General features: G+C 63.7%; 18 protein-coding genes and 1 pseudogene. 2 read left to right on the forward strand and 17 right to left on the reverse strand.

Going from position 1 to position 21393, the window contains the following annotated elements:
• Positions 1–44: 44 nt before the first annotated feature.
• From ftsH to ONR75_RS26740, 17 genes and pseudogenes are all read right to left on the reverse strand, one after another.
• Positions 45–1961, reverse strand: a complete 1917-nt coding sequence (gene ftsH / locus ONR75_RS26660) for an ATP-dependent zinc metalloprotease FtsH (RefSeq protein WP_265079894.1) — start codon at positions 1959–1961, stop codon at positions 45–47.
• A 225-nt stretch (positions 1962–2186) separates the two neighbouring features.
• A complete protein-coding gene (gene tilS, locus ONR75_RS26665; protein WP_265079895.1) occupies positions 2187–3215 on the reverse strand; it encodes a tRNA lysidine(34) synthetase TilS in 1029 nt (342 codons plus the stop codon).
• A 59-nt stretch (positions 3216–3274) separates the two neighbouring features.
• Positions 3275–4240, reverse strand: a complete 966-nt coding sequence (ybgF, locus tag ONR75_RS26670) for a tol-pal system protein YbgF (RefSeq protein ID WP_265079896.1) — start codon at positions 4238–4240, stop codon at positions 3275–3277.
• 157 nt (positions 4241–4397) lie between these two features.
• Positions 4398–4892: a peptidoglycan-associated lipoprotein Pal gene (pal, locus tag ONR75_RS26675; protein ID WP_265079897.1), complete on the reverse strand. Its 495-nt coding sequence runs from the start codon at positions 4890–4892 to the stop codon at positions 4398–4400.
• Positions 4893–5155: 263 nt separating this feature from the next.
• Positions 5156–5899 (reverse strand): N-acyl amino acid synthase FeeM domain-containing protein, encoded by a 744-nt coding sequence (locus ONR75_RS26680; RefSeq protein ID WP_265079898.1) that lies wholly within the window; start codon positions 5897–5899, stop codon positions 5156–5158.
• Between the two features lie 171 nt (positions 5900–6070).
• Entirely contained in the window at positions 6071–8392 is a 2322-nt protein-coding gene (locus ONR75_RS26685) for a putative bifunctional diguanylate cyclase/phosphodiesterase (RefSeq protein ID WP_265079899.1), read from the reverse strand.
• Between the two features lie 183 nt (positions 8393–8575).
• On the reverse strand, positions 8576–9865 hold the full coding sequence (gene tolB, locus ONR75_RS26690; protein WP_413776539.1) for a Tol-Pal system beta propeller repeat protein TolB: 1290 nt from the start codon (positions 9863–9865) through the stop codon (positions 8576–8578).
• 90 nt (positions 9866–9955) lie between these two features.
• The gene (gene tolA / locus ONR75_RS26695; RefSeq protein ID WP_265079901.1) at positions 9956–10984 is read right to left on the reverse strand and encodes a cell envelope integrity protein TolA; all 1029 of its coding nucleotides are present in this window, start codon (positions 10982–10984) and stop codon (positions 9956–9958) included.
• Between the two features lie 2 nt (positions 10985–10986).
• Positions 10987–11436 carry a protein TolR gene (gene tolR / locus ONR75_RS26700; protein WP_265079902.1) on the reverse strand — a complete coding sequence of 150 codons (450 nt, stop codon included), beginning with the start codon at positions 11434–11436 and terminating at the stop codon, positions 10987–10989.
• Between the two features lie 36 nt (positions 11437–11472).
• Positions 11473–12186, reverse strand: a complete 714-nt coding sequence (gene tolQ, locus ONR75_RS26705) for a protein TolQ (protein ID WP_265079903.1) — start codon at positions 12184–12186, stop codon at positions 11473–11475.
• Between the two features lie 382 nt (positions 12187–12568).
• Positions 12569–13041: pseudogene (locus tag ONR75_RS26710) on the reverse strand (DUF2852 domain-containing protein).
• A gap of 132 nt (positions 13042–13173) precedes the next feature.
• Positions 13174–13887: a TetR/AcrR family transcriptional regulator gene (locus ONR75_RS26715; protein WP_265079904.1), complete on the reverse strand. Its 714-nt coding sequence runs from the start codon at positions 13885–13887 to the stop codon at positions 13174–13176.
• A 154-nt stretch (positions 13888–14041) separates the two neighbouring features.
• Positions 14042–14461: a YciI family protein gene (locus ONR75_RS26720; RefSeq protein WP_265079905.1), complete on the reverse strand. Its 420-nt coding sequence runs from the start codon at positions 14459–14461 to the stop codon at positions 14042–14044.
• Between the two features lie 31 nt (positions 14462–14492).
• The gene (locus ONR75_RS26725) at positions 14493–14921 is read right to left on the reverse strand and encodes a YciI family protein (protein WP_265079906.1); all 429 of its coding nucleotides are present in this window, start codon (positions 14919–14921) and stop codon (positions 14493–14495) included.
• Between the two features lie 76 nt (positions 14922–14997).
• Positions 14998–16209: a sensor domain-containing diguanylate cyclase gene (locus tag ONR75_RS26730; RefSeq protein WP_265079907.1), complete on the reverse strand. Its 1212-nt coding sequence runs from the start codon at positions 16207–16209 to the stop codon at positions 14998–15000.
• Between the two features lie 137 nt (positions 16210–16346).
• Entirely contained in the window at positions 16347–16715 is a 369-nt protein-coding gene (locus ONR75_RS26735) for a nuclear transport factor 2 family protein (protein ID WP_265079908.1), read from the reverse strand.
• A complete protein-coding gene (locus ONR75_RS26740; RefSeq protein ID WP_265079909.1) occupies positions 16712–17371 on the reverse strand; it encodes a glutathione S-transferase family protein in 660 nt (219 codons plus the stop codon). Before ONR75_RS26740 ends, ONR75_RS26735 begins: the two co-directional genes overlap by 4 nt.
• A 663-nt stretch (positions 17372–18034) precedes the next feature.
• Between ONR75_RS26740 and ONR75_RS26745 the strand changes: the two genes are divergently transcribed.
• Entirely contained in the window at positions 18035–20299 is a 2265-nt protein-coding gene (locus tag ONR75_RS26745) for a TonB-dependent siderophore receptor (protein WP_265079910.1), read from the forward strand.
• Between the two features lie 235 nt (positions 20300–20534).
• Complete coding sequence (locus ONR75_RS26750) at positions 20535–21326, forward strand: SDR family NAD(P)-dependent oxidoreductase (protein ID WP_413776393.1); 792 nt, start codon at positions 20535–20537, stop codon at positions 21324–21326.
• Positions 21327–21393: the final 67 nt, after the last annotated feature.

Below are 21393 nucleotides of genomic sequence, written 5' to 3' on the forward strand. Positions count from 1 at the left end.
ACGCGGCCTCGCGGCCGCGTTTTGCAATCCTCGATGCAGCAGGCTCAGGCCTGCGGCTGCGGCTCGAGACCGGTATCCGGACGCGGGCGCGGCTTGCCGGCGGGCGGCACTGCCGAGGTGCGCGGGCCGGTCGGCTCGAGCACCGACTCGCGGTTCGGCTTCTTGCCATTCAGCAGATCCGTAATCTCGTCGCCCGACAGCGTCTCGAACTCGAGCAGGCCCTTGGCGAGGGCTTCGAGATCGGCACGCTTCTCGGTCAGGATCTTGGTGGCCTCGTTGTAGCCCTCCTCGACCAGACGGCGGATCTCGCTGTCGATCTTCTGCACGGTGGCCTCGGAAGCATTCTGGGTGCGCGACACCGACATGCCGAGGAACACTTCGTCCTGGTTCTCGCCGTACGACACAGTGCCGAGTTCTTCCGACAGGCCCCAGCGCGTCACCATCATGCGGGCGAGGCGCGTGGCCTGCTCGATGTCGGACGACGCACCGGACGTCACCTTGTTGCGACCGAAGATCAGCTCTTCGGCAACCCGGCCGCCCATCATAATGGCGAGGCGCGAGGTCATCTGCTCCAGCGACATCGACAGCTTGTCGCGTTCCGGCAACTGCATCACCATGCCCAGCGCACGGCCGCGCGGAATGATGGTCGCCTTGTGGATCGGGTCGGTGGCGATGACGTTGAGGCCGACGATGGCGTGACCGCCCTCGTGATAGGCCGTCAGCATCTTCTCTTCCTCGGTCATGACCAGCGACTTGCGCTCGGCGCCCATCATCACCTTGTCCTTGGCCTCTTCGAACTCGCTCTGGGTCACCATGCGCTTGTTGCGGCGCGCGGCGGTGAGAGCGGCTTCGTTGACCAGGTTCATCAGGTCGGCGCCGGAGAAACCCGGGGTGCCGCGTGCGATGGTCTTGAGGTTGATATCCGGCGCCAGCGGCACCTTGCGGACATGGACCTTGAGGATCTGTTCGCGGCCGACGACGTCCGGGTTCGGCACCACGACCTGACGGTCGAAGCGGCCCGGGCGAAGCAAAGCGGGATCCAGCACGTCCGGACGGTTGGTCGCGGCGATCAGGATTACGCCTTCGTTGGCTTCGAAGCCGTCCATCTCCACCAGCAACTGGTTGAGGGTCTGCTCTCGCTCGTCGTTGCCGCCGCCGAGGCCGGCGCCGCGATGACGACCGACCGCATCGATTTCGTCGATGAAGATGATGCAAGGCGCGTTCTTCTTGGCCTGCTCGAACATGTCACGGACGCGGCTGGCGCCGACGCCGACGAACATTTCGACGAAGTCAGAACCTGAAATCGTGAAGAACGGCACGTTGGCCTCGCCGGCCACCGCGCGCGCAATCAGCGTCTTGCCGGTACCGGGAGGGCCGACCAACAGCACGCCGCGCGGAATGCGACCGCCGAGGCGCTGGTACTTGCCGGGGTCGCGGAGGAATTCGACGATTTCCTGCAGGTCCTGCTTGGCTTCGTCGACGCCGGCGACGTCTTCAAACGTCACGCGGCCGTGCGCCTCCGTCAGCATCTTGGCGCGCGACTTGCCAAAGCCCATCGCCTTGCCGGCACCGCCCTGCATCTGGCGGGACAGGAAGATCCACACGCCGATCAGCGCGATGAACGGCAGCCAGGACACCAGCAGCGAAACGAACCACGGCACGTTGTCGCCGGGCGGCTTGGCGGTGATCGAGACTTTGCCGTCATACAGGCGCTTCACCAGCGTCGGATCGGAGGGCGCGTAGGTCTGGAAGCTGGAGCCGTTGGTGAAGGTGCCGTGAATCTCTGGCCCCTGGATCACCACGTCGCGCACATGGTTCTGATCGACCTCGGTCAGCAGCTGCGAGAAGGTGATGTCCTGCGAGGCGGCGCGCTGACCAGGATTCTGGAAGAGCGTGAACAGCGCCAGCAGCAATAGAACGATGATGACCCAGAGGGCGAAATTGCGCAGATTCGCGTTCATTGAACTTCCTTCGTCGCCGCGCGGATCGCGGCCTTATTTCCCTTGGATCGGCTCAAGGGATCACCCTGGGTCGGTTGCATTACAATCTAGGTGCGGGACGACGCGATGCCAAGGGAACCATTCGGGACTATTTAGCGCATCCTAGCGCTATTCCAGTTCAAATGATGGCGTCTCGCCGGGGTTTTCCGCCGGTGGTTAAAGGATAGCGCTGCGGCTGCTCCGCCTTCACGTCCCAATCGGCCGGCGGCGCGGCGGCGCAGCCTCGATTCGCAGCAGGTCGCCGGTCAGGCTGACCAGCGCACCGGCCAGGGTCTGCTTGAGCCGGATACCTTTGGCACCGTCGCGACAGGCCTGGTCCAGCGCCAGCACCAGCGCCTCGGCCTTGCCGAGTTCGGCCGGGCCCTCATGGCCGGCCCGGTTGACCATGCGCAGCAGCAGCCGGAGCCGGATTTCCTCAGGGAGCGCGGCGAAGATCTTGGCGTCAACACCGGGCCGGGGATCGCTTTTCAGCGCCAGAAAGCGCTCTGCCCCGTCGACCAACACCTCCAGCGCGGCATTGGCCCGCGCCAACCGCGCCGCCAGCCGCGCCAGATTGCGCGAATCGAACCCCTCTTCGGCCAAACCGGGCATCAGCGCCCGCAGCCGCGGCCGGGTGAAATGGGTATCGCGGTTGGTGGGATCGTCGGCGAAATCGACCTTCGCCCTGGCCAGGGTGGCGATTAACCGCGCCTTGGCCACGTCGAGCAAGGGCCGCGCCAGCACCACGCCCCCGCGCTCCGATTCGCGCGCCATGGCGGCCAGGCCTGCAATACCGCTGCCACGCGCCATCCGCATCAGCAGCGTCTCAGCCTGGTCGTCGCGGGTATGCGCGGTAAGGATATGGGTCGCACCGCTCGCCCGTGCCGCCTTGGCCAACAGCCGGTAGCGGGCCTCGCGCGCCGCCGCCGGCAGGCCGGTTTCGGGCTTGGCGTCGGTCCAGCGCAGGGTCCGATGCGGCAGATCAAGACTGACGGCGAGCCGCTTGACGTCGCGGGCCTCGCGGGCGGCTTCCGGCCGCAGCCCGTGGTCGACCGTGACGGCGATCAGCGCCGGCCCGTTCTTGAGGGCGCGGCGCCAGCGCACCGCCAACCACATCAGCGCAATCGAATCGGGCCCGCCCGACACCGCAAGCACCAGCGCGGGCGCAGCCTTCCAGTCGGCAAACAGCTGCCTGGCATCCTGGGCCGAGATCGGAGAATCGTCGTCGTCGGACATGAGCGGAAGCCGGTTGCCGTCCCCCGACAGATCGGAGGTCTAGTCGCGCGCGTCAAGCTCTAGCACTTAACCCGCTTCTGCTCGCGGTCCACGGCCTGCTTTACACCCTGCGAGGCGCGCGGATATTTTCGCGTGACCTCGCCGAACGCGGCGCAGGCAGCTTCCTTTTCCTTGAGCGCCGCCAGCGACTGGCCGAGCCGCAGCAAGGCGTCCGGGGCCTTCGCCGAACTGCCAAACTTGGTGGTTACGCCCAGAAAGGACTCCGCGGCGTCGCGATACTTCTGGCGCTGAAAGAAGCTCTCGCCGAGCCAATATTGCGAATCCGCCAGCAGCGGGTCGCTCGGATATTTCTGGGCGAAGTTGCGCATCGTCTCTTCGGCCAGGGCATAGTCGCGGCGCTGCATGTAGCCGATGCCGAGGTCGAACTCGTCCTTCGGCGTGGCGCCGGGCGGCAAGGTCGTCAGACCGCCGGCGGCGGCACCGCCCGGGCTGGCGTTGCCGAGTTCAAGCGGCTCTCCAGCCCCGCGACCGTTGGGCATGGTGGCGGGGGCATTGGCGGTGACCGGCAACTGGCCGCCGCCGAGCGCACGCGGCGCGCCGGGCGCGGCCGGATTGGCATTGGGATCGAAGGCGTCGTTACGCCGCCCGCCCCGCTGCGGCGGCGCGGGATCCTGCACGATCGGCGCGGGTGCCGCGATCTGCGGCGGGTCATAGGTCGGCTGCTGTTGCGTCGGCTGCCGCGCCGGCGCCGGTTGCGCGGGCACCGCAGCCACGTTGGGCCGCGCATTGCCGGCCGGCGGCACGCCGGCCTGCAGCTGGCGGATCTGCTCTTCAAGCTGGCGGTTGCGGAACTGCAGTTCTTCGTTCTGCCCGGTGAGCTGACGCAGCTGGCTCTCGAGCCGCTGGACCTGGACCTCGGGGTCGACATCGTCGGACTGCTGCATCTGGGCGAAAGCGTGCGACGGAATCGCCAGCGCCGCGGACATCAGGACCACGCGCGCGAAAGTATGAAGAGGGGATGACATGTTTGCCTGACGAATTTTGCGCCAATCGAAAGCGCACCACATTGAGAGCTTCACTACGCCGAAAATGTGACTTTCGACAGGGGCAAGTTCTTTCACCCAAAACAAAACCGGCGCCTGCCCGAAGGCAGACGCCGGTGTGTTGATATCAATCGTTCGCTCAGGCGCCGGCGTTCAGCACGGTGACGGCACGGCGGTTCTGCGACCAGCACGAGATGTCGTTGCAGACCGCGACCGGACGCTCCTTGCCGTAGGAAATCGTCCGCATCCGGCTGGCATCGATCCCGCGCGAGGCGAGGAAGGTGCGGACCGACTGGGCGCGACGGGCGCCGAGCGCGATGTTGTATTCGCGGGTGCCGCGTTCGTCGGCATGGCCTTCGATGGTGAAGGAGTAGCGGTTGTAGCTCTGCAGCCACTGCGCCTGCTTCTCCAGCGTGGCAATCGCCTGCGGCGACAGTTCGGTCTGGTCGCTTTCGAAGAACACGCGATCGCCGACATTGACCACGAAGTCCTGCTGGCTTCCCGGCGTCGCGGCGTTAGCCATCGAACCGTCGGCCCCCAGCGGATTCTTGTTGGCGCAAGCGCCCATCGATAGCGCCACAGCCAGAACTGCAGCCAGTTTAAATCCCTGGAGGATTCGCATCTGATTTTTCATTCCGGAGCCTCCAACGCTCACGTTTTTTCCAACTGACAACCGGTCTACAGGGCGTTGGTTAAGCGAACGTTCCGTCAACCTTGATGAGGTGTTGCCAAACCCGATCAAATGCCACAGGTCGCCGAAAAGCAACGGCTTGGTTAATGCGGAGTAAATGTGGCGCGACGGTGAAGGAAAGCCGCCAAAGCCAGCCGTTCCGGCAGAACTTTTGCAGTCGCCGGGCAAACACCCCTTGCGGCAGGTAGCGGCGGCCGCCTCTGCGGTCAGGTCCGGGGGACGAGCGAGGGTCGCTCCATGGTCAGCAGCGGGACTTCACCGTGCCGATGGGCCCGATCGCTCATCCGCTCGAACAGCTTCCGGCGTTCGAAATAGGTGGAGCGCAGGAAGGGATAACGGGCAAAGACCTTGTCCCGCATGCTCGGGAACTCGATCGCCAGCAGCCCGATCTGCTTGGTCAGCCCCGGATAGTCGCGCAACGGCGCGATGCTGTGCATGAAGATCCGGCGGTAGAAAGGCTGATGTTCGGCGCGGACCGATGCAAGGCCAATATCGGCATGGAAGTAATCGCAGGCCACAAAAGCCAGCCGCAGCGTCATATAGGGAAGTTCGGGAAATCGATTGGCCGGAGCCGGCTCGGCGACGAAGCGGCTGGGATCGACGATGATCTTGCCCTGCGCGAGGGCCGGCTCCATGACTTCGGGAAAGACGCTGCGCGAAGGCGTGGTGGGATGTTCCGGCGATGCCACGCTGATACGCAGCGAGCTGGCCAGTACCCCTTCAAAGTAAACGCCAAAGATCCAGGAGTTCGGCAGATCGTCGTAGCGGTCGCTGATCTTGCACTCGCGGTTCGGCTCGATGGCGCCCTCTTTGAGATAGGCGCGATAGCGCAGGCGATAGATCTCGTCTTTTTCTTCCTCAGTTTCGGCCAGGCGGTAGTCGACGCGGTCGAGGAGTTCGATACCGCGCTCGACAGGCCGTGCTTGCTTGACTGTTTCTTGCGCGTTCATGAAGTGGCCTGACGCTGCCTGCTAACAGAGGTTCCAAAAGCTAGGGTAAACGTCTTCTTTACCGGAGCGCAAAGAACTACCTATGTTAAGGTTAACTAACCGTGAGGTTACAGCTCCGAGCAACATTTAATTTAGAAGCCAGTTCAGCCAGAAATTTGGAATGACATCCGTTCAGGGAAGCAATGACGCGACAAGACGCTTGTCGTGGACGGCATGGCGCCCGTGCGACGCGTCCAGCAGCTTACGGACGCTGGTAGCGGGTACGGGCCTGCTGAACAGGTATCCCTGAACTTCCGTGACCGTTCCGTCGGCGCTGATCAGTTCCAGCTGTTCGTTGGTCTCGACCCCTTCCACGACCACCGACATGCCGAGATCGGCGCTGAGGCGCGCGACCCCGCGCAGCAGAGTCAGCGGACGGTCGGTGTCGATCCCCTCAAGGAACGAGCGATCGATCTTCACCTTCTGCAGTGGGAAATTGTGCAGATAGCTGAGGCTCGAATAGCCGGTTCCGAAATCGTCGAGCGAGATCCGGCATCCGGCCGCATGGAGCTGGGACAGTGCGTCGTGCGTCCACTGCGTGTTGCGCAGCAGCGACGACTCGGTGATTTCGATCTCGAGGCGTTGCGCCGGCAGGCCGGACACTTCGAGGGCGTAGCGCACTTCGCTCAGGAAATCGCGCTGATGGAACTGCTGCGACGAGAAGTTCACCGCGACGCTGACCGCCTCTGGCCACTTCGTACATTCGATGCACGCCTTGCGCAGGATCCAGCGGCCGAGATCGACGATCAGGCCCATGTCCTCCGCCACCGGAATGATCTCGGTCGGGGACACCGTGCCGCGAACCGGATGATTCCAGCGCAGCAGTGCCTCGCAGGTGGAGATCCGGCCGGACTTGAGGTTCACAAGCGGCTGGTAGAACAGTTCGAACTCTTCGTTGGCCAGCGCCTTGCGCAGGTCGAGTTCAAGGACCCGCCGCGCCTCGACAGTCTGGGCCATTTCCTCACGGAAGAAGCAGAAGGTGCCGCGGCCGGACGCCTTGGCCCGATACAGCGCCATATCGGCATTCTTGAGCAGACCGTCGGCACCGACGCCGGGTTGGGTCAAGGCGATGCCGACGCTGGCGCCGATCTCGACCTGATGATGATCGACTTCGTAGCGTTCGCTCAGGCGTTCGACCATGCGGCGCGCCAGGTCCGCGGCATCGTGGTTGGCCTTGATGCCGCGCTGGAACACCACGAACTCGTCGCCGCCGAAGCGCGCGACGAAGTCGTCCGCCCGCAGCATTTCGCGAATCCGGTCGGCGACCATGCACAGCAATTTGTCGCCGCTGGGATGGCCAAGCGTGTCGTTGACCTGCTTGAACTGGTCGAGGTCGATGAACAGCAGTGCCGACAGCGAGGCGGAATCGGCGCCTTTGAGCATGCGCCCGATTTCATTGCGGAAACTGACACGGTTCGGCAGACCGGTGAGTTCGTCGAAGCGCGCCATGTGGCTGATGCGGGCTTCCGAGGTGCGCCGCTCGGTGATGTCTTCCACCAGCACCACGGTGCCGCCGCCGACCATCGGCTGGAATTTCCACGACAGCGCACGCTCGCAGTTTCGCGCGTGGTCGAGCGTGGTGATCTCGGCGGCCCGCGAATTTTCGATTTCAGAGATGATCGTCATGGCGCTGGCGGCAGACACCGTACCGACCTCGACGAAGGCGGCCACGACCTCGCGCAGCGAAGCTCCCGGCCTGACGAAGTCGGCACCGGCACTCATCATTTCATTGAGGCGATCGTTGATAACGGCCAGCTGGCCATCCGCCGCGAACATGCACAGGCCATGCGGCATGTTGTTCAACGCGGTATCGAATTGACCGGCGAGCGCCGCCTCGCGTTCCCTCGCCAGCCACGCGTTCAGGTAGATGCCGTTCAGGCTTGAGGTCAATTGTCTGATGGCGACGAAGAAGACGATGCTCAGCAAAGCCAGCGAAAAATGATAGGCCCCACCGATAAACATCAGCGAGACAATCAGCGGCCCGCATCCGAGCAGAACCTGCAGATGAAAAATGCGCGGCCGGCCAAAAGTGCGGCCTACACCTGCCGACATATAGGCGACCACCGTCGTCACGCACAGCATGTGTGCGGCCGGGCTGTCGACCCGCAGCAAGACCGTGCTGCTCCAGATGCCCAGCGCAACGCCATGCGCGAGCGCACCCCACAGATATCGTTTTTCCCAGACAGCCGCTTCGGTGGCCGTCAGCGCAGAACTCCGCTTTTGGTAACGGTACATCTGCAGCGCGCGCGCGGCCCCGACCATGACGAACAGAGGCACAGAGAGCCATACGACGGGATCGCCGGACATGACGGCGATGACCGCGCCAGCAATTGCCGGACCGAAAGCCCCCAGAATCATGGGCACGGGATTCATAAACAGCGAATCTACCAGTGCCGCATAGATTTTAGGCGGCATCTCCTGATCCATCATCGCGCTTTGGTCGGCAGATTGCATGGCGGAATGCGTCCATTTCAGCGCCTACAGGTACCGGATTCAGGTGAAGCCTTCCTGAGGGAACATCCTTAGCGAAACGTTGACGCCCGCACATAAAGTGCAAAATTGAACATGATTCCAGCGAGGTAGGCAAAGAATGCCGCACTCACCTGGCACTTCCGACGAGCCTCGTAAACGCTCTGTTTACGATAGCAGCGGCGACCAAGCCGGGTCCGACGCAAAACCCGGGGTCGGAACTTTGAGCTCGTTACGTCCGGAAACGTCCACAGTATAGAGCGACGGTCCGCCGTTGCCACCGAGATCGCGGAAAAACATGATGACGCGACCGTTCGGCGCAAAGGTCGGGCCTTCGTTGTGATAGCCCGAGGTGAGCAGTCGTTCGCCGGAGCCGTCGGGCTTCATGATGCCGATCGAGAATTGCCCACCGCCCTGCTTGGTGAAAGCGATGTAGTCGCCGCGCGGCGACCATACCGGCGTCGAATAACTGCCCTCGCCAAACGAGATGCGCTGCGCCGCGCCACCGCTCGCCGCCATCACGTAGATCTGCGGCTTGCCGCCGCGATCGGACTCGAAGCAGATCCTGCCACCGTCCGGTGCATAGGACGGCGACGTATCAATCGCAGGGGTATCGGTGAGGCGCGTGGTGGACTTGGAGCGCAGGTCCATCACGAACAGGTTGGAATTGCCGCCCTGTTGCATGCTCATGATGATGCGCTGGCCATCCGGCGAGAACCGGGGCGAGAACGACATGCCGGGGAAATTGCCGACGATCTCGCGCTGACCGGTCTCGATGTTGAACAGGTAGACCCGCGGATCGCCCTGGCCGAATTCCATATAGGTGATTTCCTGGGTCGACGGCGAGAACCGCGGCGTGAGCACCAGATCGGCGCCGCGCGTGAGATAGCGCACGTTGGCGCCGTCCTGGTCCATCAGCGCCAGACGCTTGACCCGGCGCTCCTTGGCCCCGGTCTCGTCGACGAACACCACGCGGCTGTCGAAGTAGCCCTTTTCGCCCGTCAGACGCTCATAGATCTGGTCCGAAATGATATGGGCGATACGGCGCCAGTATTCGGGCGAGGTGAAATACTGCTGGCCAGTGAGCTGCTGGCCGGTGCCCACATCCCACAGCCTGAACTCGGCTTTCAGCCGGCCATCGGGCTGGCGCGTCATGCGGCCGGTCACCAGCGCCTGGGCGTTGATCGTCTTCCAGTTCTGAAACTGCGGTGGCGCGTCGATGTTGGTCACCTTCTCGATGAAGGCTGCCGGATCGATCGGCGCGAACAGTCCGCTGCGCTTGAGGTTGTTGGTGATGACCTGCGCCACGCCGACGCCGACCTCGTTGTCGGCCGCGCTGCCCGCGACGAAGTTGGGAATCGCGATCGGCAACGGAGCGACTTCGCCACCGGTGACGGTCACGCGCGCCTGGCCGAAGGCGCGATGCGCGCCGCCAAGTATCAAACCGGTGGAAGCCATTCCGGACAGGAGCTGCCGGCGACTGATGCGATAGAGCGGATTGGTCGATGTATGATCGGACATATTTTTTGCTTTCAACTTACCGCGCCGCTACAGATCTTTGCTGTCAAAAACGGGGTAGAAAAACTTCCATTCTTCGAAAAATGCCGGCGGCAGCTTGTATGGCTGGCAAGCGATGATGGCGCGGGCACCGCTTTCCTGGAACACCCGCTGAAATGGCGTGGTAGCCGATCCCCGCATCACCGGCATGGATTCCAGCGTCCCATCCTGCTTCAGCTTGATGCTGAACTCGGCCTGAGCCAGTTGCGCGTCGAGACCGCCATACGGCTTCTTCCAGCAACGGTTCACCTGTTCCTTGAACATCGACCCCCACGTCGCCGAATTGTCCGCTGACTTGCCGTGTGCAAGTCCGAGGGCTGCATTGGAGTTCAGCGTCTCGCCGGTCGCCGCGGCGCGACTTGGGTCGCGCTTGTCGAGCAGGGCCGCGATCTTTGTTTGATCGAAGGTGCGTTCTGGCTTCTTCGCCTCCAACATGGCCTTTGCTTCGGCCTTGGCTTTCGCGTCAGCTTCAGACTTGGCCTTCGCTTCGGCCTTGGCCTTCGCTTCAGCCTTCGCCTTGGCTTGCGCATCCGCCTTGGCCTTGGCGTCGGCCTGGGCCTTCGCTTCAGCAGTTGCCTTGGCCTGCGCCAGAGCTTCAGCCTCGATCTTGGCCTCGGCCGCCGCATCGGCCTTTGCCTTGGAGTCTGCGGCAGCCTTGGCTTCCGCCTTGGCCGCAGCAGCAGCCTTCGCGGCCGCCTCGGCGGCCGTCTTGTCTTCCGTCTTCGGCTGTGGCGGCGGCGTGGTATCGGTCACCACCGGAGGCTTCTCGGTAATCTTGCCGACGGTGTCTTCGATGGGCTTGGCTTCGGCGACCTTCTCGACCAGCGGCTTGGTGACTTCCTTCTTGCCGCTCTTGATGCCGGCGGTCACCTTGGCCAGTTGGTCGGCGGAAATGATTTCGACCGGGAGGGATTCTTCCGGCGAGGTCTCGAACGCCTTGGACGAAAAAGACACGAGTCCCCAGCCCAGCACCAGCACGTGCAGGGCGGCGGACGCCACCAGTGTCTTGTCGACCTTCACGTTCAGGTCCCCTGCTCCACCTCGGTCACCAAAGCCAGCCGCTTGAAACCGGCCCCCGAAAGTTGCCCCATCACCTTGGCAACAGTTCCGTAATCCGCCTTTTTGTCCGCGCGCATGAATATACGTTCGTCGGTCCCGCCGCGGGCGTCGGTGATCGCCTTTAGTTTCGGCACCAGATCGGCCATCGACACCTCGGTGTCGTTGATGAAGATCTTGCCTGCGATATCCACCGACAGCTGCAGCGGCTGCTTGTCCTGCTCCAGGCTCTTGGCCTGGGTCTGCGGCAGGTCGAGCGGCACGCCGACGGTCAGCATCGGCGCCGACACCATGAAGATGATCAGCAGCACCAGCATGACATCGACCATCGGGGTGACGTTGATCTCGGCCATGACCGGCGCACGGCGGCGTCCGCGCCGTCCGCCGCCGCCTCCGCCGCCCATACTCATGCCCATGATCGGGTGCTCACTTTTTGATCCAAACCTTCGACATCAGGCGCGCTCGTCGATCTGGCGCGACAGGATGGCGGAGAACTCGTCGGCAAATCCCTCGAGGCGCTGTGCCTGCCGGTTCACCTCTGACGTGAATTTGTTGTAAAAAATAGTCGCCGGGATGGCGGCGATAAGGCCGACCGCGGTGGCAAACAGCGCTTCGGCGATGCCGGGCGCCACCACGGCCAGCGAGGTGTTCTTGGACGAAGCGATCGACTGGAAGCTCGACATGATGCCCCAGACGGTGCCGAACAGGCCGACGAAGGGGCCGGCCGAACCGACCGTCGCCAGTACCAGCAGCCGCCGCTCCAGCCGCTCGATCTCGCGCGAGATCGACACGTTCATCACCTTGTCGATGCGCATCTGCAAACCGGTGAAGGAGCGCGCCTGGCTTTCGAACGAGCGCTTCCACTCGCGCATGGCCGCCACGAAACACGCCGCCATCGATTGCGTCGGCTTGGCCGACAGCGCGCGATACAGATCCTCGATGGACTCACCGGACCAGAATGCCTGTTCGAAACGGTCCATCGCCTTCTTGGTACGGGCGTAGAGGAACATCTTGTCGATGGCGATGGCCCAGACCCAGACCGAACAGCCGAGCAGGCCCAGCATGACGGCCTTGACGATCCAGTGCGCCTGAAAGAACAGCGAGATCAACGATACGTCGGAAGACGCCAGCGGAAGCGCTGACTGCGCTACATCGGCCGGATTCATAGGCGGTATCCTCTCAACGCAAAAATCCCAAATGGTTCGCGGCGGAGGAGCCCGCTGCGGATTCCGCGGCCACGCACCGCGCGCGGCGTAAACGCCAGCGCCAAGCCCTGTTGTGTCGCATGGAAGGCTCGTCCAAAGCCGGGGCTTGCTTTGCCTGCCAAGATGTCAAAACGAGGGCTCCAGCGTGTCTGGCCGCCCCTTACCAGACGCTGATCGTGGTTAATGCGAGGTTACTAAAGAAGATTTCGCGGGAGAAATGAAGCTCCGTTCGCTTGTTGGAAGGGTGCGGAAGCGAGGCGCAAGCAAAACCGCCCGCCTGCGGATGCAGACGGGCGGTTGAGCGGCATCGGACGACGGAGGTTTGACGCCCGAGGCTCAATCCTTAGCCCTGCGGCTGGGCATCCGACGGCGGCGTCGGGCGCGGGCGGTGCTGGGCCATGAACTGGTCGAACTCTTCCTTGTCCTTAGCGTGGCGCAGACGATCGAGGAAATCCTTGAACTCGTGCTGCTCTTCTTCGAGACGCTTCAGGGTTTCGACGCGATACTCGTCGAAGGCGCGGTTGCCGCTGGACGGCGGACCGAAGCCGCCGAAGCCGAAGCCGCGGCGCTCCATGCGGTCGCGCATGCGCTCCATCTTGTACTGCATCCGCTCCATCTTGTTGGCGAAGCGATCACCATTGTTCCAGCAACCCATGTTCCGGCTCCCGAGTGTGAAAAGAGGAGTGCGAGGCCGACCGGCCACCACACGATAAAACCGAGCACGATCAGAGCGATACGCCATGGCGAGCGCATCTCGTAACGGATGCCGGGCGGCTCGTAGGGACCCCAGCGATTGGCGCCTGCGGTGTTGGACATTGCCTCTCTCCATGGCGGCATCATGCCGCCCGTGAATGTAAATAACATTTACATACGTAAACCGCGGCCGGATTTTGTCAAGACGGACGCAGAAGCGTGCGATCAAAATAATCGTGAAGACGCGGGCCTGCGCTATTTCGGCGCAGTGCCCCAGGGGCCCGACGGCGCTGCGGCCGGCTTGGCGGAGGGCTGCGCCGACGGCGCCTGATCGGTCGGAAAGCCGAGGCCGCGCAGATAGATCAGCACGCCGGCTTCGAGCAGGTCCTCGGGCGACATGGGCAGCTTGCGCCGCGCCGCATCGCCGCGTGAAAACAGCGACGCCACACCATGGGCCTGCGTCCAGATGTGCAGCGCCATCATCAGCGCCGGCGGCCGCGCCACGCCGGGCGGCGTCAGCGCGGCGAGTCGTTCGGCGGCGGCGCGGATGACGCCGAAGGCGCGCTCGCCAGCCGCATTCAATGTGGGGTTCTGGTCGACCGGAACGCCGGATTCGAACATCGCCGAGTAGAATGCCGGCTCGTTGCGGGCGAAGGCCAGATAGGCCTTGCCGACACGCATGAAGGCGGTGACGGTGTCCGGCCGGCCGTCATCCCATGCCGTCGACAACGCCAGCTCGAACTGACCGAAGCCGCGCTCGGCGATGCTGGCGAGCAGATCGTCGCGGTCGCGAAAATGACGATACGGCGCGGCAGCGCTGACGCCGGCCGAACGCGCGGCGTCGGCAAAGGTGAACCCGGCCGGGCCCTTCTCCGCGATCAGCCCGAGCGCTGCCTGCAGCAGCGCCTCTTTCAGATTGCCGTGGTGATAGCCGCGCTCGGCGCGGCGGTCGTCTTTGCGCCAGCTCATGTGAAGGGCTTTTACATGAGCCGGGTTCGCAGGTCACTTCAAATCGCTGCGCCGGCGGCCATAATGGCCACCGGAATCATTGAAAAATCTCGAATGAAATTCTTGCGGCAAACCCGTGGCAGCGTTGCTGCAGCCAATTTCGCCGGTCCTTCCCTCAGGTGCGCCGCGTCCGCGCCAGCATGTCCTCGTAGCCGACCAACGCGTCCTGCACCTCCGGCGAAAAATCCGCCATCTCCTGGACCTGACGGATCTCGATGATCTCGTTGGGGCCGGCCGGGCAGCGCTTGGCCCAGGCGATCGCCTCGTCGCGCGAGGCGACGTCGATCATCCAGAAGCCGCCGAGCACTTCCTTGACCTCGGCGAACGGTCCGTCGGTGACCATCGGTTTGCCGCCGTCAAAGCTGACGCGGGCGCCCATCGACGGCGGATGCAACCCTTCCAGGGTGATCAGCACACCGGCCTGCTGCAATTCTTCATTGTACTTCATCATCGCCGCGGCGGCCGCCGGGTCGAGCTGGACGTCGGGCGGCACGGTCTCGTAGCCCTTCGGAATCATCAGCATCATGAAACGCATGGTTGGCTCCTGCTATTCGGGATGTCGGCGATTATGTCCTGGCGACGTTTTTCGCTGTGCCGGAACGCAGGCGCTCTTCCTGCTCACGCAATTCCGGCGTCAGCGCCTCGCCGAAATCCTCCGTCGCAAAGATCTGGCGGATCTCGATCTCCGCGCCACCGTCGAACGGCGCGCGCTTCATCCAGGCGATCGCCTCGTCCTTCGAGGCGACGTCGATCAGCCAGAAGCCGGCGATCAGATCGGGGGTCACGGGAAACGGCCCCTGTGTCACCACCGGAGCGCCGCCGGGAAACTTGATCCGCGCGCCCTTCGAGGTCGGATGCAGGCCCTCGCCGGCCTGCATCACCCCGGCCTTGACCATCGCTTCGTTGAACTTTCCCATCGCCGTCAGCAACTCCGTCGACGGCGTCGCGCCGGCCTCGGTTTCCTTGCTGGCATGGACGATTACCATGAAGCGCATCGCTAGCTCCTTGCTGTACAGCGCACGGGACCGGTGCTGCGGTCTCGTTTCCGACCTCAGGACGATTGCGCGTCGATCAGACAGACAATGGTGGAGAAATTTTCTCAGGGCTGGCCGGTTCGATTGCGCGTGGCGCCTCGACTGACCGCGCCGCACAGGGGACGCCGAAAATATGAACGCGGTTTCGACCGGCCTCTTTGGCTTGATAGAGCGCCATGTCGGCGCGATCCACCATCGCCTGAACGGTTTCGGCATCGGACGACCGCACGGCGATCCCCGCGCTGACCGTCGCCCGGATCGCACCGGCCGGCGTCACAAACGTCTTCGCCTCGAACTGCGACCGGATGCGCTCGGCCATCGCCGCGGCGGCGCCAATGTCGGACAGGAGCACGCAGAACTCTTCCCCGCCGAGCCGAACCGCCAGATCGCTTGCACGGATGTTCGAGAGAATAATTTCAGCGAAGGCGCGCAGGACGCGGTCGCCAGCCGCGTGCCCGAAGCGGTCGTTGATCGCCTTGAAATGATCGAGGTCCATCACCACCACCGCCGCCTCCCGGGCAACATCATCGGTGCGACGACCGAACAGCGCGCGCCGATTGTGCAGGCCGGTCAACGGATCGGTCATCGCTTCCGACCTGTGCCGGTTGGCGATGCGGGTTTGATGGATGGTGAGGGACAGCGCGCCGATGCCGGTGAGACCGATAATGATGGCGATGGCATTGAACTCCTCCGCCCAATTTGACGGCCGCGCATCGAGAACAAGCTGGCCATGCCAGGCCAGGACACAAGCGCAAGCGACGAACGAGATGGCGGTGATCAGGTAAAGCACTGCATTCGACACCATCAGCAGCGCCGCTTCATTGCGCGCGTTCCAGTATTCATACGCATTCAACGCCAGCAGCAGCGCGATTGCCAGATTCGCGGCTATCGTTCCCGCGCCGGAAAAGCCGAGCGCGAATGCGCCGAGGGTCGGCAACAGCCCTGCCGCGGTGGCCCGGATCGCGCAGCTCCAACGGCTGCGTTCGCTGCAGAACTGCGCGGAGCCGGCATAGACAAGACCGAAGCCGCAGATCAACAGCAGGAACGACGCCAGCTGCAAGCCGGCGTTGTAGCTGTCTCCGAAGCCGGCGAAAAGCACGACGCCGACGACGATGACAGCAAGGCCGATGGACCAGGTGAGCAGATAGGCATCGGACCGGCCGACCATCCAGCTCACGAACAGAGTCAGCGCAAGAGCGGCGCTGGAGAGACCGATGGCAGAAAAAATCGAAAGCTGATCGAGGGGCATTCCGGCCGACCATTTTAGAACCTGGCAGGTTCGTCATAGTCCACTGGAGTTTACCAACCATCGGTATCCCGGTCTTTCCGCGAGTATGGTGACCAAAATGTTACGGACCTCGATAAGCAGGCGGCCGCCGCAGCCGTCTAGGATTCCTGCTTCGCGAACACCCCGTCGCGATACGTCGCGCCGAAATAGACGTTGATACTGCGGATGCGGTCGCCATCGAAGGTGAAGAACTCGGTGTTGCGAAAACTCCTGCCGTCCTTCGCCACGCATTGATAGGTGACGAAGGCCGCGTCGCCATCGACGACAATGTGCTCGATGTCCTGTTCTTTCATCCAGCCGTCGATCGAAGCCGGCCAGCAGCGCTCGAAATAGGCCGCTTTGTCGAGGCGGTCGTCGAACGGGCTGGTGAAGCGGAAGTCGTCGGTGAAGGTTTGCTCCACGGACGCGCGGTCGCTGGCGCGGTAAGCAGCGAACAGCGCGCGGACGATAGCGGCCTTGTCGGTCATGCCGTCTCCTCCTGCGGAAACATGTGAAAATAAGGCTCGGCCTCGCGCACCACCCGCGCCACCGAGGGCCGCGCCAGCAGCCGGTCGAGATAGGCCGCGACCTTGCCATGCGCGGCGCCGAACGGCTGCACCTTGTTGCCATAGAACAGTGCCGGCACCGCCGCGCAATCGGCAAGGCTGAAGCTCTCGCCCATCGCCCAGCTCCGACCAGCCATCTCGCGCTCGATCATGTCATAGCCGTAGACGATCCGCGCTCGCGCCTCGGCGACGCCGTGCGGATCTCGTTGGCCGGCCGGGCGCAGCCGATCGCCAACGACTTTCTGTACCGGCAGGTGGACATAAAGATCGTAGAGGCGGTCGCGCAACCGGGTCTGCAATGCCTGCCCGCAGTCCGCGGAGATGAACCGCGTCGGGCCGGGCCAGGCGTCGTCGAGATATTCGATGATGATGCTGGATTCCGGCACGATGCGGTCCGCGGCCGTGTCACGCAGCACCGGAAATTTTCCGATCGGCCACAGTTGCAACAGCGCGGCGCGCTCGTCGGGATCGCCGAGGTTGACCGGCTTCGGCGTGAACGGCGTGTCGTTTTCATAAAGGGCAATCAGCGCCTTCCAGCAGAAGGACGACAGCGGATGATAGTAGAGTATCAGTGACATTGTGATCTTCCTCGATGCTTTCGGATGTCGGCGCCGCATGCTCGGCCGTTGGACGCGGCAAGGATGTTACGCGCAGGACGAACGGCATCTCGCGACTCCGACATGACCGCCAGAATAATTCGACGGATCGTCATGCGCGCCCCGGCGGCACGACGGATTGCACCGCAGTGCAGTGTGTCCTGCGACAAATTCCCGCCGCATTGATGTCAGACTCTGGAGTGGTAAATCTTCGTTGAGTGGGGACTCTTGTCGCGAAGATTCGTATTGGGGCGTTCTGCGTAAACTCTGTCCGATCGGATGAGCGTTCGTCACGCGATGACGGAGTGCGCCCATTCGGTCGCCATGTTCATAAGCCGATGTCTGGGGAGAAACGATGAAGGATGCCACACGCAAGGCAGCCTCACCTGCCAAGAAAGTCTCGGGGGTGTTCGCGCAAATGCTGGCGGTGACGGCCATGCTCGTCATTGCAAGTCTTGTGTTCTACGCGCGATGAACGCGGCCACGCTCAACAACATCCGCCACACCGGATTCGAATTGGACTAATTCCAGATGGAACTATAGAGCGATACCAATTTCGCGCGCTGTGGAAACGCCGGTTTGGCGTTTCCACAGCCGACAGCGCACGTTAGGCCTGCCCCCGACGATAATGTTCTGGGGGCAAGAGTGACTGAATTCAACAACGCGCCACGCTTTGCGGGCGCCTCGATGCTGGTGCTGGCGAGTCTGGCGATCACGGCGCCCGTACGGGCGCAATCGCCAAGCCAGCTCCCGGCCGTCGTCGTCGAGCAGCCGACGCGTCAGGCTGCGCGAACGCGCCCCGCCTCGCGACCGCAGCAGACCGCACGCTCTTCCGCAAATCGCCGCGCCGCCGCGCGCGGCACCGCCGCAGCAAACGCCGTCTCGACGCCCGGCGCGCGCGCCGAAACCGGCAGCAGCCCGGTGCAGGGCTATCTCGCCACGGTCAGCGGCACCGGCACCAAGACCGATACGCCGCTCCGCCAGACGGCACAGTCGATCAGCGTGGTCGGCGCCGAGCAAGTCCGCGACCAGGGCGTCACGAGCATCCAGGAGGGCCTGCGCTACGTGCCCGGCGTGTTCGCCGAACCGGGCGGCGTCGATTCGCGCAGCGACTATCCGAAAATCCGCGGGCAGAGCCCGAACATCTATCTCGACGGCACGCGGGTCAACAACACCAACGTCTTCAACGAATGGCGCGTCGATCCCTACATGCTCGAGCGTATCGAGGTGTTTCGCGGCCCGGCATCCGTCCTGTACGGCGACACCTCCACCGCAGGCCTCGTCAACCTGATCTCGAAGCGACCGCAGGCGGAATCGCGCAATGAAGTTGGTGTGAGCTTCGACAATTTCGGACGCAAGCAGACCCAGATGGACTCGACCGGCAAGCTGACCAAGGACGGCGAATGGCTGTATCGTTTCGTCGGCCTGTTCCGCGACAGTGGAACGCAGGTCGATTCCGTGCCGGATGACCGTTTCGTGCTGTCGCCGTCGCTGACCTGGCGCCCGACCAACAACACCAGTTGGACCGTGCTCGGCACCTACCAAAAGGACAAGACCGGCACCACAAACGGCTTCCTGCCGCGCGAAGGTGTGCTGTATCCCGGCCCGAACGGCACCATTCCGCGCAACCGTTTCGTCGGCGACCCGAGCACCGACCTGTACCAGACCGAGACCGGTGCGGTCAGCAGCCTGTTCGAACACAGCTTCAACAATGCCGTGAAGTTCACGCAGAACCTGCGCTATGCCCGTGTCGATGGCATCTATCAAAGCGTCTACGCGAATTCGTTCTCGGCCGATCCGTTTCTCGACGCGTCGAGGCGGACGGTGAATCGCTACACCATGTCGCAGGCATCGGCGAAGGACAACTTCACGATCGACAACAACGTTCATGTCAAGGCGCTCACCGGGGCATTGTCGCACCAGTTGCTGTTCGGCGTCGACTACCGGGACGTCAGAGAGCGTTCGGCGGTGGGCGGGGGCCTGGACGCCACGCCGTTCGACCTTTACGCGCCAGTTTATAGCAACCTGCCCTTGCCTGCACTGATCGCCACTCCTGACACGCGGCAAACCCAGACCGGGCTCTACGCGCAAGACCAGATGCGCCTCGGTCCCTGGCTCGCCACGCTCGGCATTCGGCAGGACTACGCCAGCACGCGGCGAACCGTCGCGGACGACAGCGACCGCTCGGCGACGACCGGACGCGCCAGCCTGATGTATGAAACGCCGTACGGCTTCAATCCCTATGTGACGTGGGCGCAGTCGTTCAATCCGGTGTATTTTAGTGCCGCCTACGGTGGCAGCTCCTGCATCGGCGGAACCTGCAAGGACCAGCGCGGCGAGACCTACGAGGTCGGCTTCAAGTACAATCCGACAGCATTCCTCGCGGTCAACGGCGCGATCTACGATACGGTCGAAAGGAACCGGCTCTCCGTATCGAACGATCCGAGCAACCCGTTCGCCTCGAGCCAGATCGGCCAGGTCCGCATCCGCGGCGCCGAGATCGAGGTTCTGGGCAAGGTCACACCGGACTTCGACCTGATCGCCAGCTACTCCTACATCAACGCCAAGGTCGAGCAAGGCGACAATGTCGGCAAGCGTCTAGAGACCGTGCCCATGAACCAGGCCTCGCTGTGGGGCAAATACCGCCTCGGTGCACTCGGCCTGCGCGATGTCACGGTCGGCGCCGGTGTGCGCTATATCGGCAATGCCTGGGACGAGACCAATACCGTCACGCTGCCGGACTACACGCTGTTCGACATGATGGTCGCCTGGGATCCGGGCCCGTTCCGGCTGCAGATCAACGCCAACAACATCAGCGACGAGCGCTATGTCGCAGCGTGCTATGCCCGCGGCGACTGCTACTACGGCATCGGACGCACGGTGCTGGGAACCGCGACCTACCGGTTCTGAGAACGGAGAGACGTACGGTGGGCAAAGGCGCGCTTGCGCCGTGCCCACCATCTCCGCGCCGTGGAGGACGTGGTGGGCACGCGTCTCTGCGCTGCGCGCGGCGATGCTTTGCCCACCCGAATGCTCCCCACCTCGCGAAGCTTCGCCGGGGGAAGGAAAAGGCGCCGCCAGGCTTGTCGCGGACTTCGCCGTTCTCTAGACAGCCCTGCACCAGCACAAAACCACAGGGCAGGACATGATCAGCACCACACCGCGCAAGGTTGCGCTTGTCACCGGCGCGGCGCGCGGCATTGGCCTCGCGGTGGCCAAGCGATTTCTCGGCGAGGGCTATGCCGTCGCGTTGCTGGATATCGAGCGCGAATTGCTGGCGGCGACCGTCCAGGCGCTGAATGCGCCGGATACGACGCTGGCCCTGCATGCCGACGTCTCCGATGCCGCCGCGGTGGCTGCCGCCTTCGCCGCGGCGCAGGCGCGCTTCGGCCGGCTCGATGCGCTGGTCAACAACGCCGGCATCGCGGTGTTCAAGCCGTTGCTCGACACCACCCAGGCCGAATGGCAGCGCGTGCTGGACGTCAACCTCACCGGGCCGTTTTTGTGCACCCAGGCCGCGGCGCCCCTGATGCGCGAACATGGCGGCGGCGCCATCGTCAACATCACCTCGATCTCGGCATTGCGGGCCTCGACGCTGCGCACCGCCTACGGCACCAGCAAGGCCGGCCTCGCACATCTCACCAAGCAGTTCGCGGTGGAACTGGCGACGCTCGGCATCCGCGTCAATGCGGTGGCGCCCGGCCCGGTGGAGACCGCCATGGCCAAGGCGGTGCACACGCCGGCGATCCGCGCCGATTATCACGACACCATTCCGCTCAACCGCTACGGCGGCGAGGACGAACTCGCCGACGCGGTGTTCTATCTGTGCAGCCCGCGCGCCAGCTACATCACCGGCCAGACGCTGGCGGTGGACGGCGGCTTCGACGCCGCGGGCATCGGCCTGCCGACGCTGCGCAAAGAGGGAAGCAACGGGTAGCGCGCGGAGCGCAGCTCTCGTGTGCCGGCCGCGATGCAACACGAAGTGTTGCTTCGCAGATCCGGGA

The sequence above is a fragment of the Rhodopseudomonas sp. P2A-2r genome, from assembly GCF_026015985.1.
Classification (GTDB): domain Bacteria; phylum Pseudomonadota; class Alphaproteobacteria; order Rhizobiales; family Xanthobacteraceae; genus Tardiphaga.

Bases quoted from the DNA above. Each gene is read 5' to 3' on its own strand.
- pal (WP_265079897.1), bottom strand. From the start codon at position 4,892: ATGAAAAATCAGATGCGAATCCTCCAGGGATTTAAACTGGCTGCAGTT.
- ONR75_RS26715 (WP_265079904.1), bottom strand. From the start codon at position 13,887: ATGAGCTGGCGCAAAGACGACCGCCGCGCCGAGCGCGGCTATCACCAC.
- ONR75_RS26750 (WP_413776393.1), top strand. From the start codon at position 20,535: ATGATCAGCACCACACCGCGCAAGGTTGCGCTTGTCACCGGCGCGGCG.
- ONR75_RS26720 (WP_265079905.1), bottom strand. From the start codon at position 14,461: ATGCGTTTCATGATGCTGATGATTCCGAAGGGCTACGAGACCGTGCCG.
- tolB (WP_413776539.1), bottom strand. From the start codon at position 9,865: ATGGCTTCCACCGGTTTGATACTTGGCGGCGCGCATCGCGCCTTCGGC.
- ybgF (WP_265079896.1), bottom strand. From the start codon at position 4,240: ATGTCATCCCCTCTTCATACTTTCGCGCGCGTGGTCCTGATGTCCGCG.
- ONR75_RS26725 (WP_265079906.1), bottom strand. From the start codon at position 14,921: ATGCGCTTCATGGTAATCGTCCATGCCAGCAAGGAAACCGAGGCCGGC.
- ONR75_RS26685 (WP_265079899.1), bottom strand. From the start codon at position 8,392: ATGCAATCTGCCGACCAAAGCGCGATGATGGATCAGGAGATGCCGCCT.
- tolQ (WP_265079903.1), bottom strand. From the start codon at position 12,186: ATGAATCCGGCCGATGTAGCGCAGTCAGCGCTTCCGCTGGCGTCTTCC.
- ONR75_RS26730 (WP_265079907.1), bottom strand. From the start codon at position 16,209: ATGCCCCTCGATCAGCTTTCGATTTTTTCTGCCATCGGTCTCTCCAGC.
- ONR75_RS26740 (WP_265079909.1), bottom strand. From the start codon at position 17,371: ATGTCACTGATACTCTACTATCATCCGCTGTCGTCCTTCTGCTGGAAG.
- tilS (WP_265079895.1), bottom strand. From the start codon at position 3,215: ATGTCCGACGACGACGATTCTCCGATCTCGGCCCAGGATGCCAGGCAG.
- ftsH (WP_265079894.1), bottom strand. From the start codon at position 1,961: ATGAACGCGAATCTGCGCAATTTCGCCCTCTGGGTCATCATCGTTCTA.
- ONR75_RS26680 (WP_265079898.1), bottom strand. From the start codon at position 5,899: ATGAACGCGCAAGAAACAGTCAAGCAAGCACGGCCTGTCGAGCGCGGT.
- tolR (WP_265079902.1), bottom strand. From the start codon at position 11,436: ATGGGCATGAGTATGGGCGGCGGAGGCGGCGGCGGACGGCGCGGACGC.
- ONR75_RS26735 (WP_265079908.1), bottom strand. From the start codon at position 16,715: ATGACCGACAAGGCCGCTATCGTCCGCGCGCTGTTCGCTGCTTACCGC.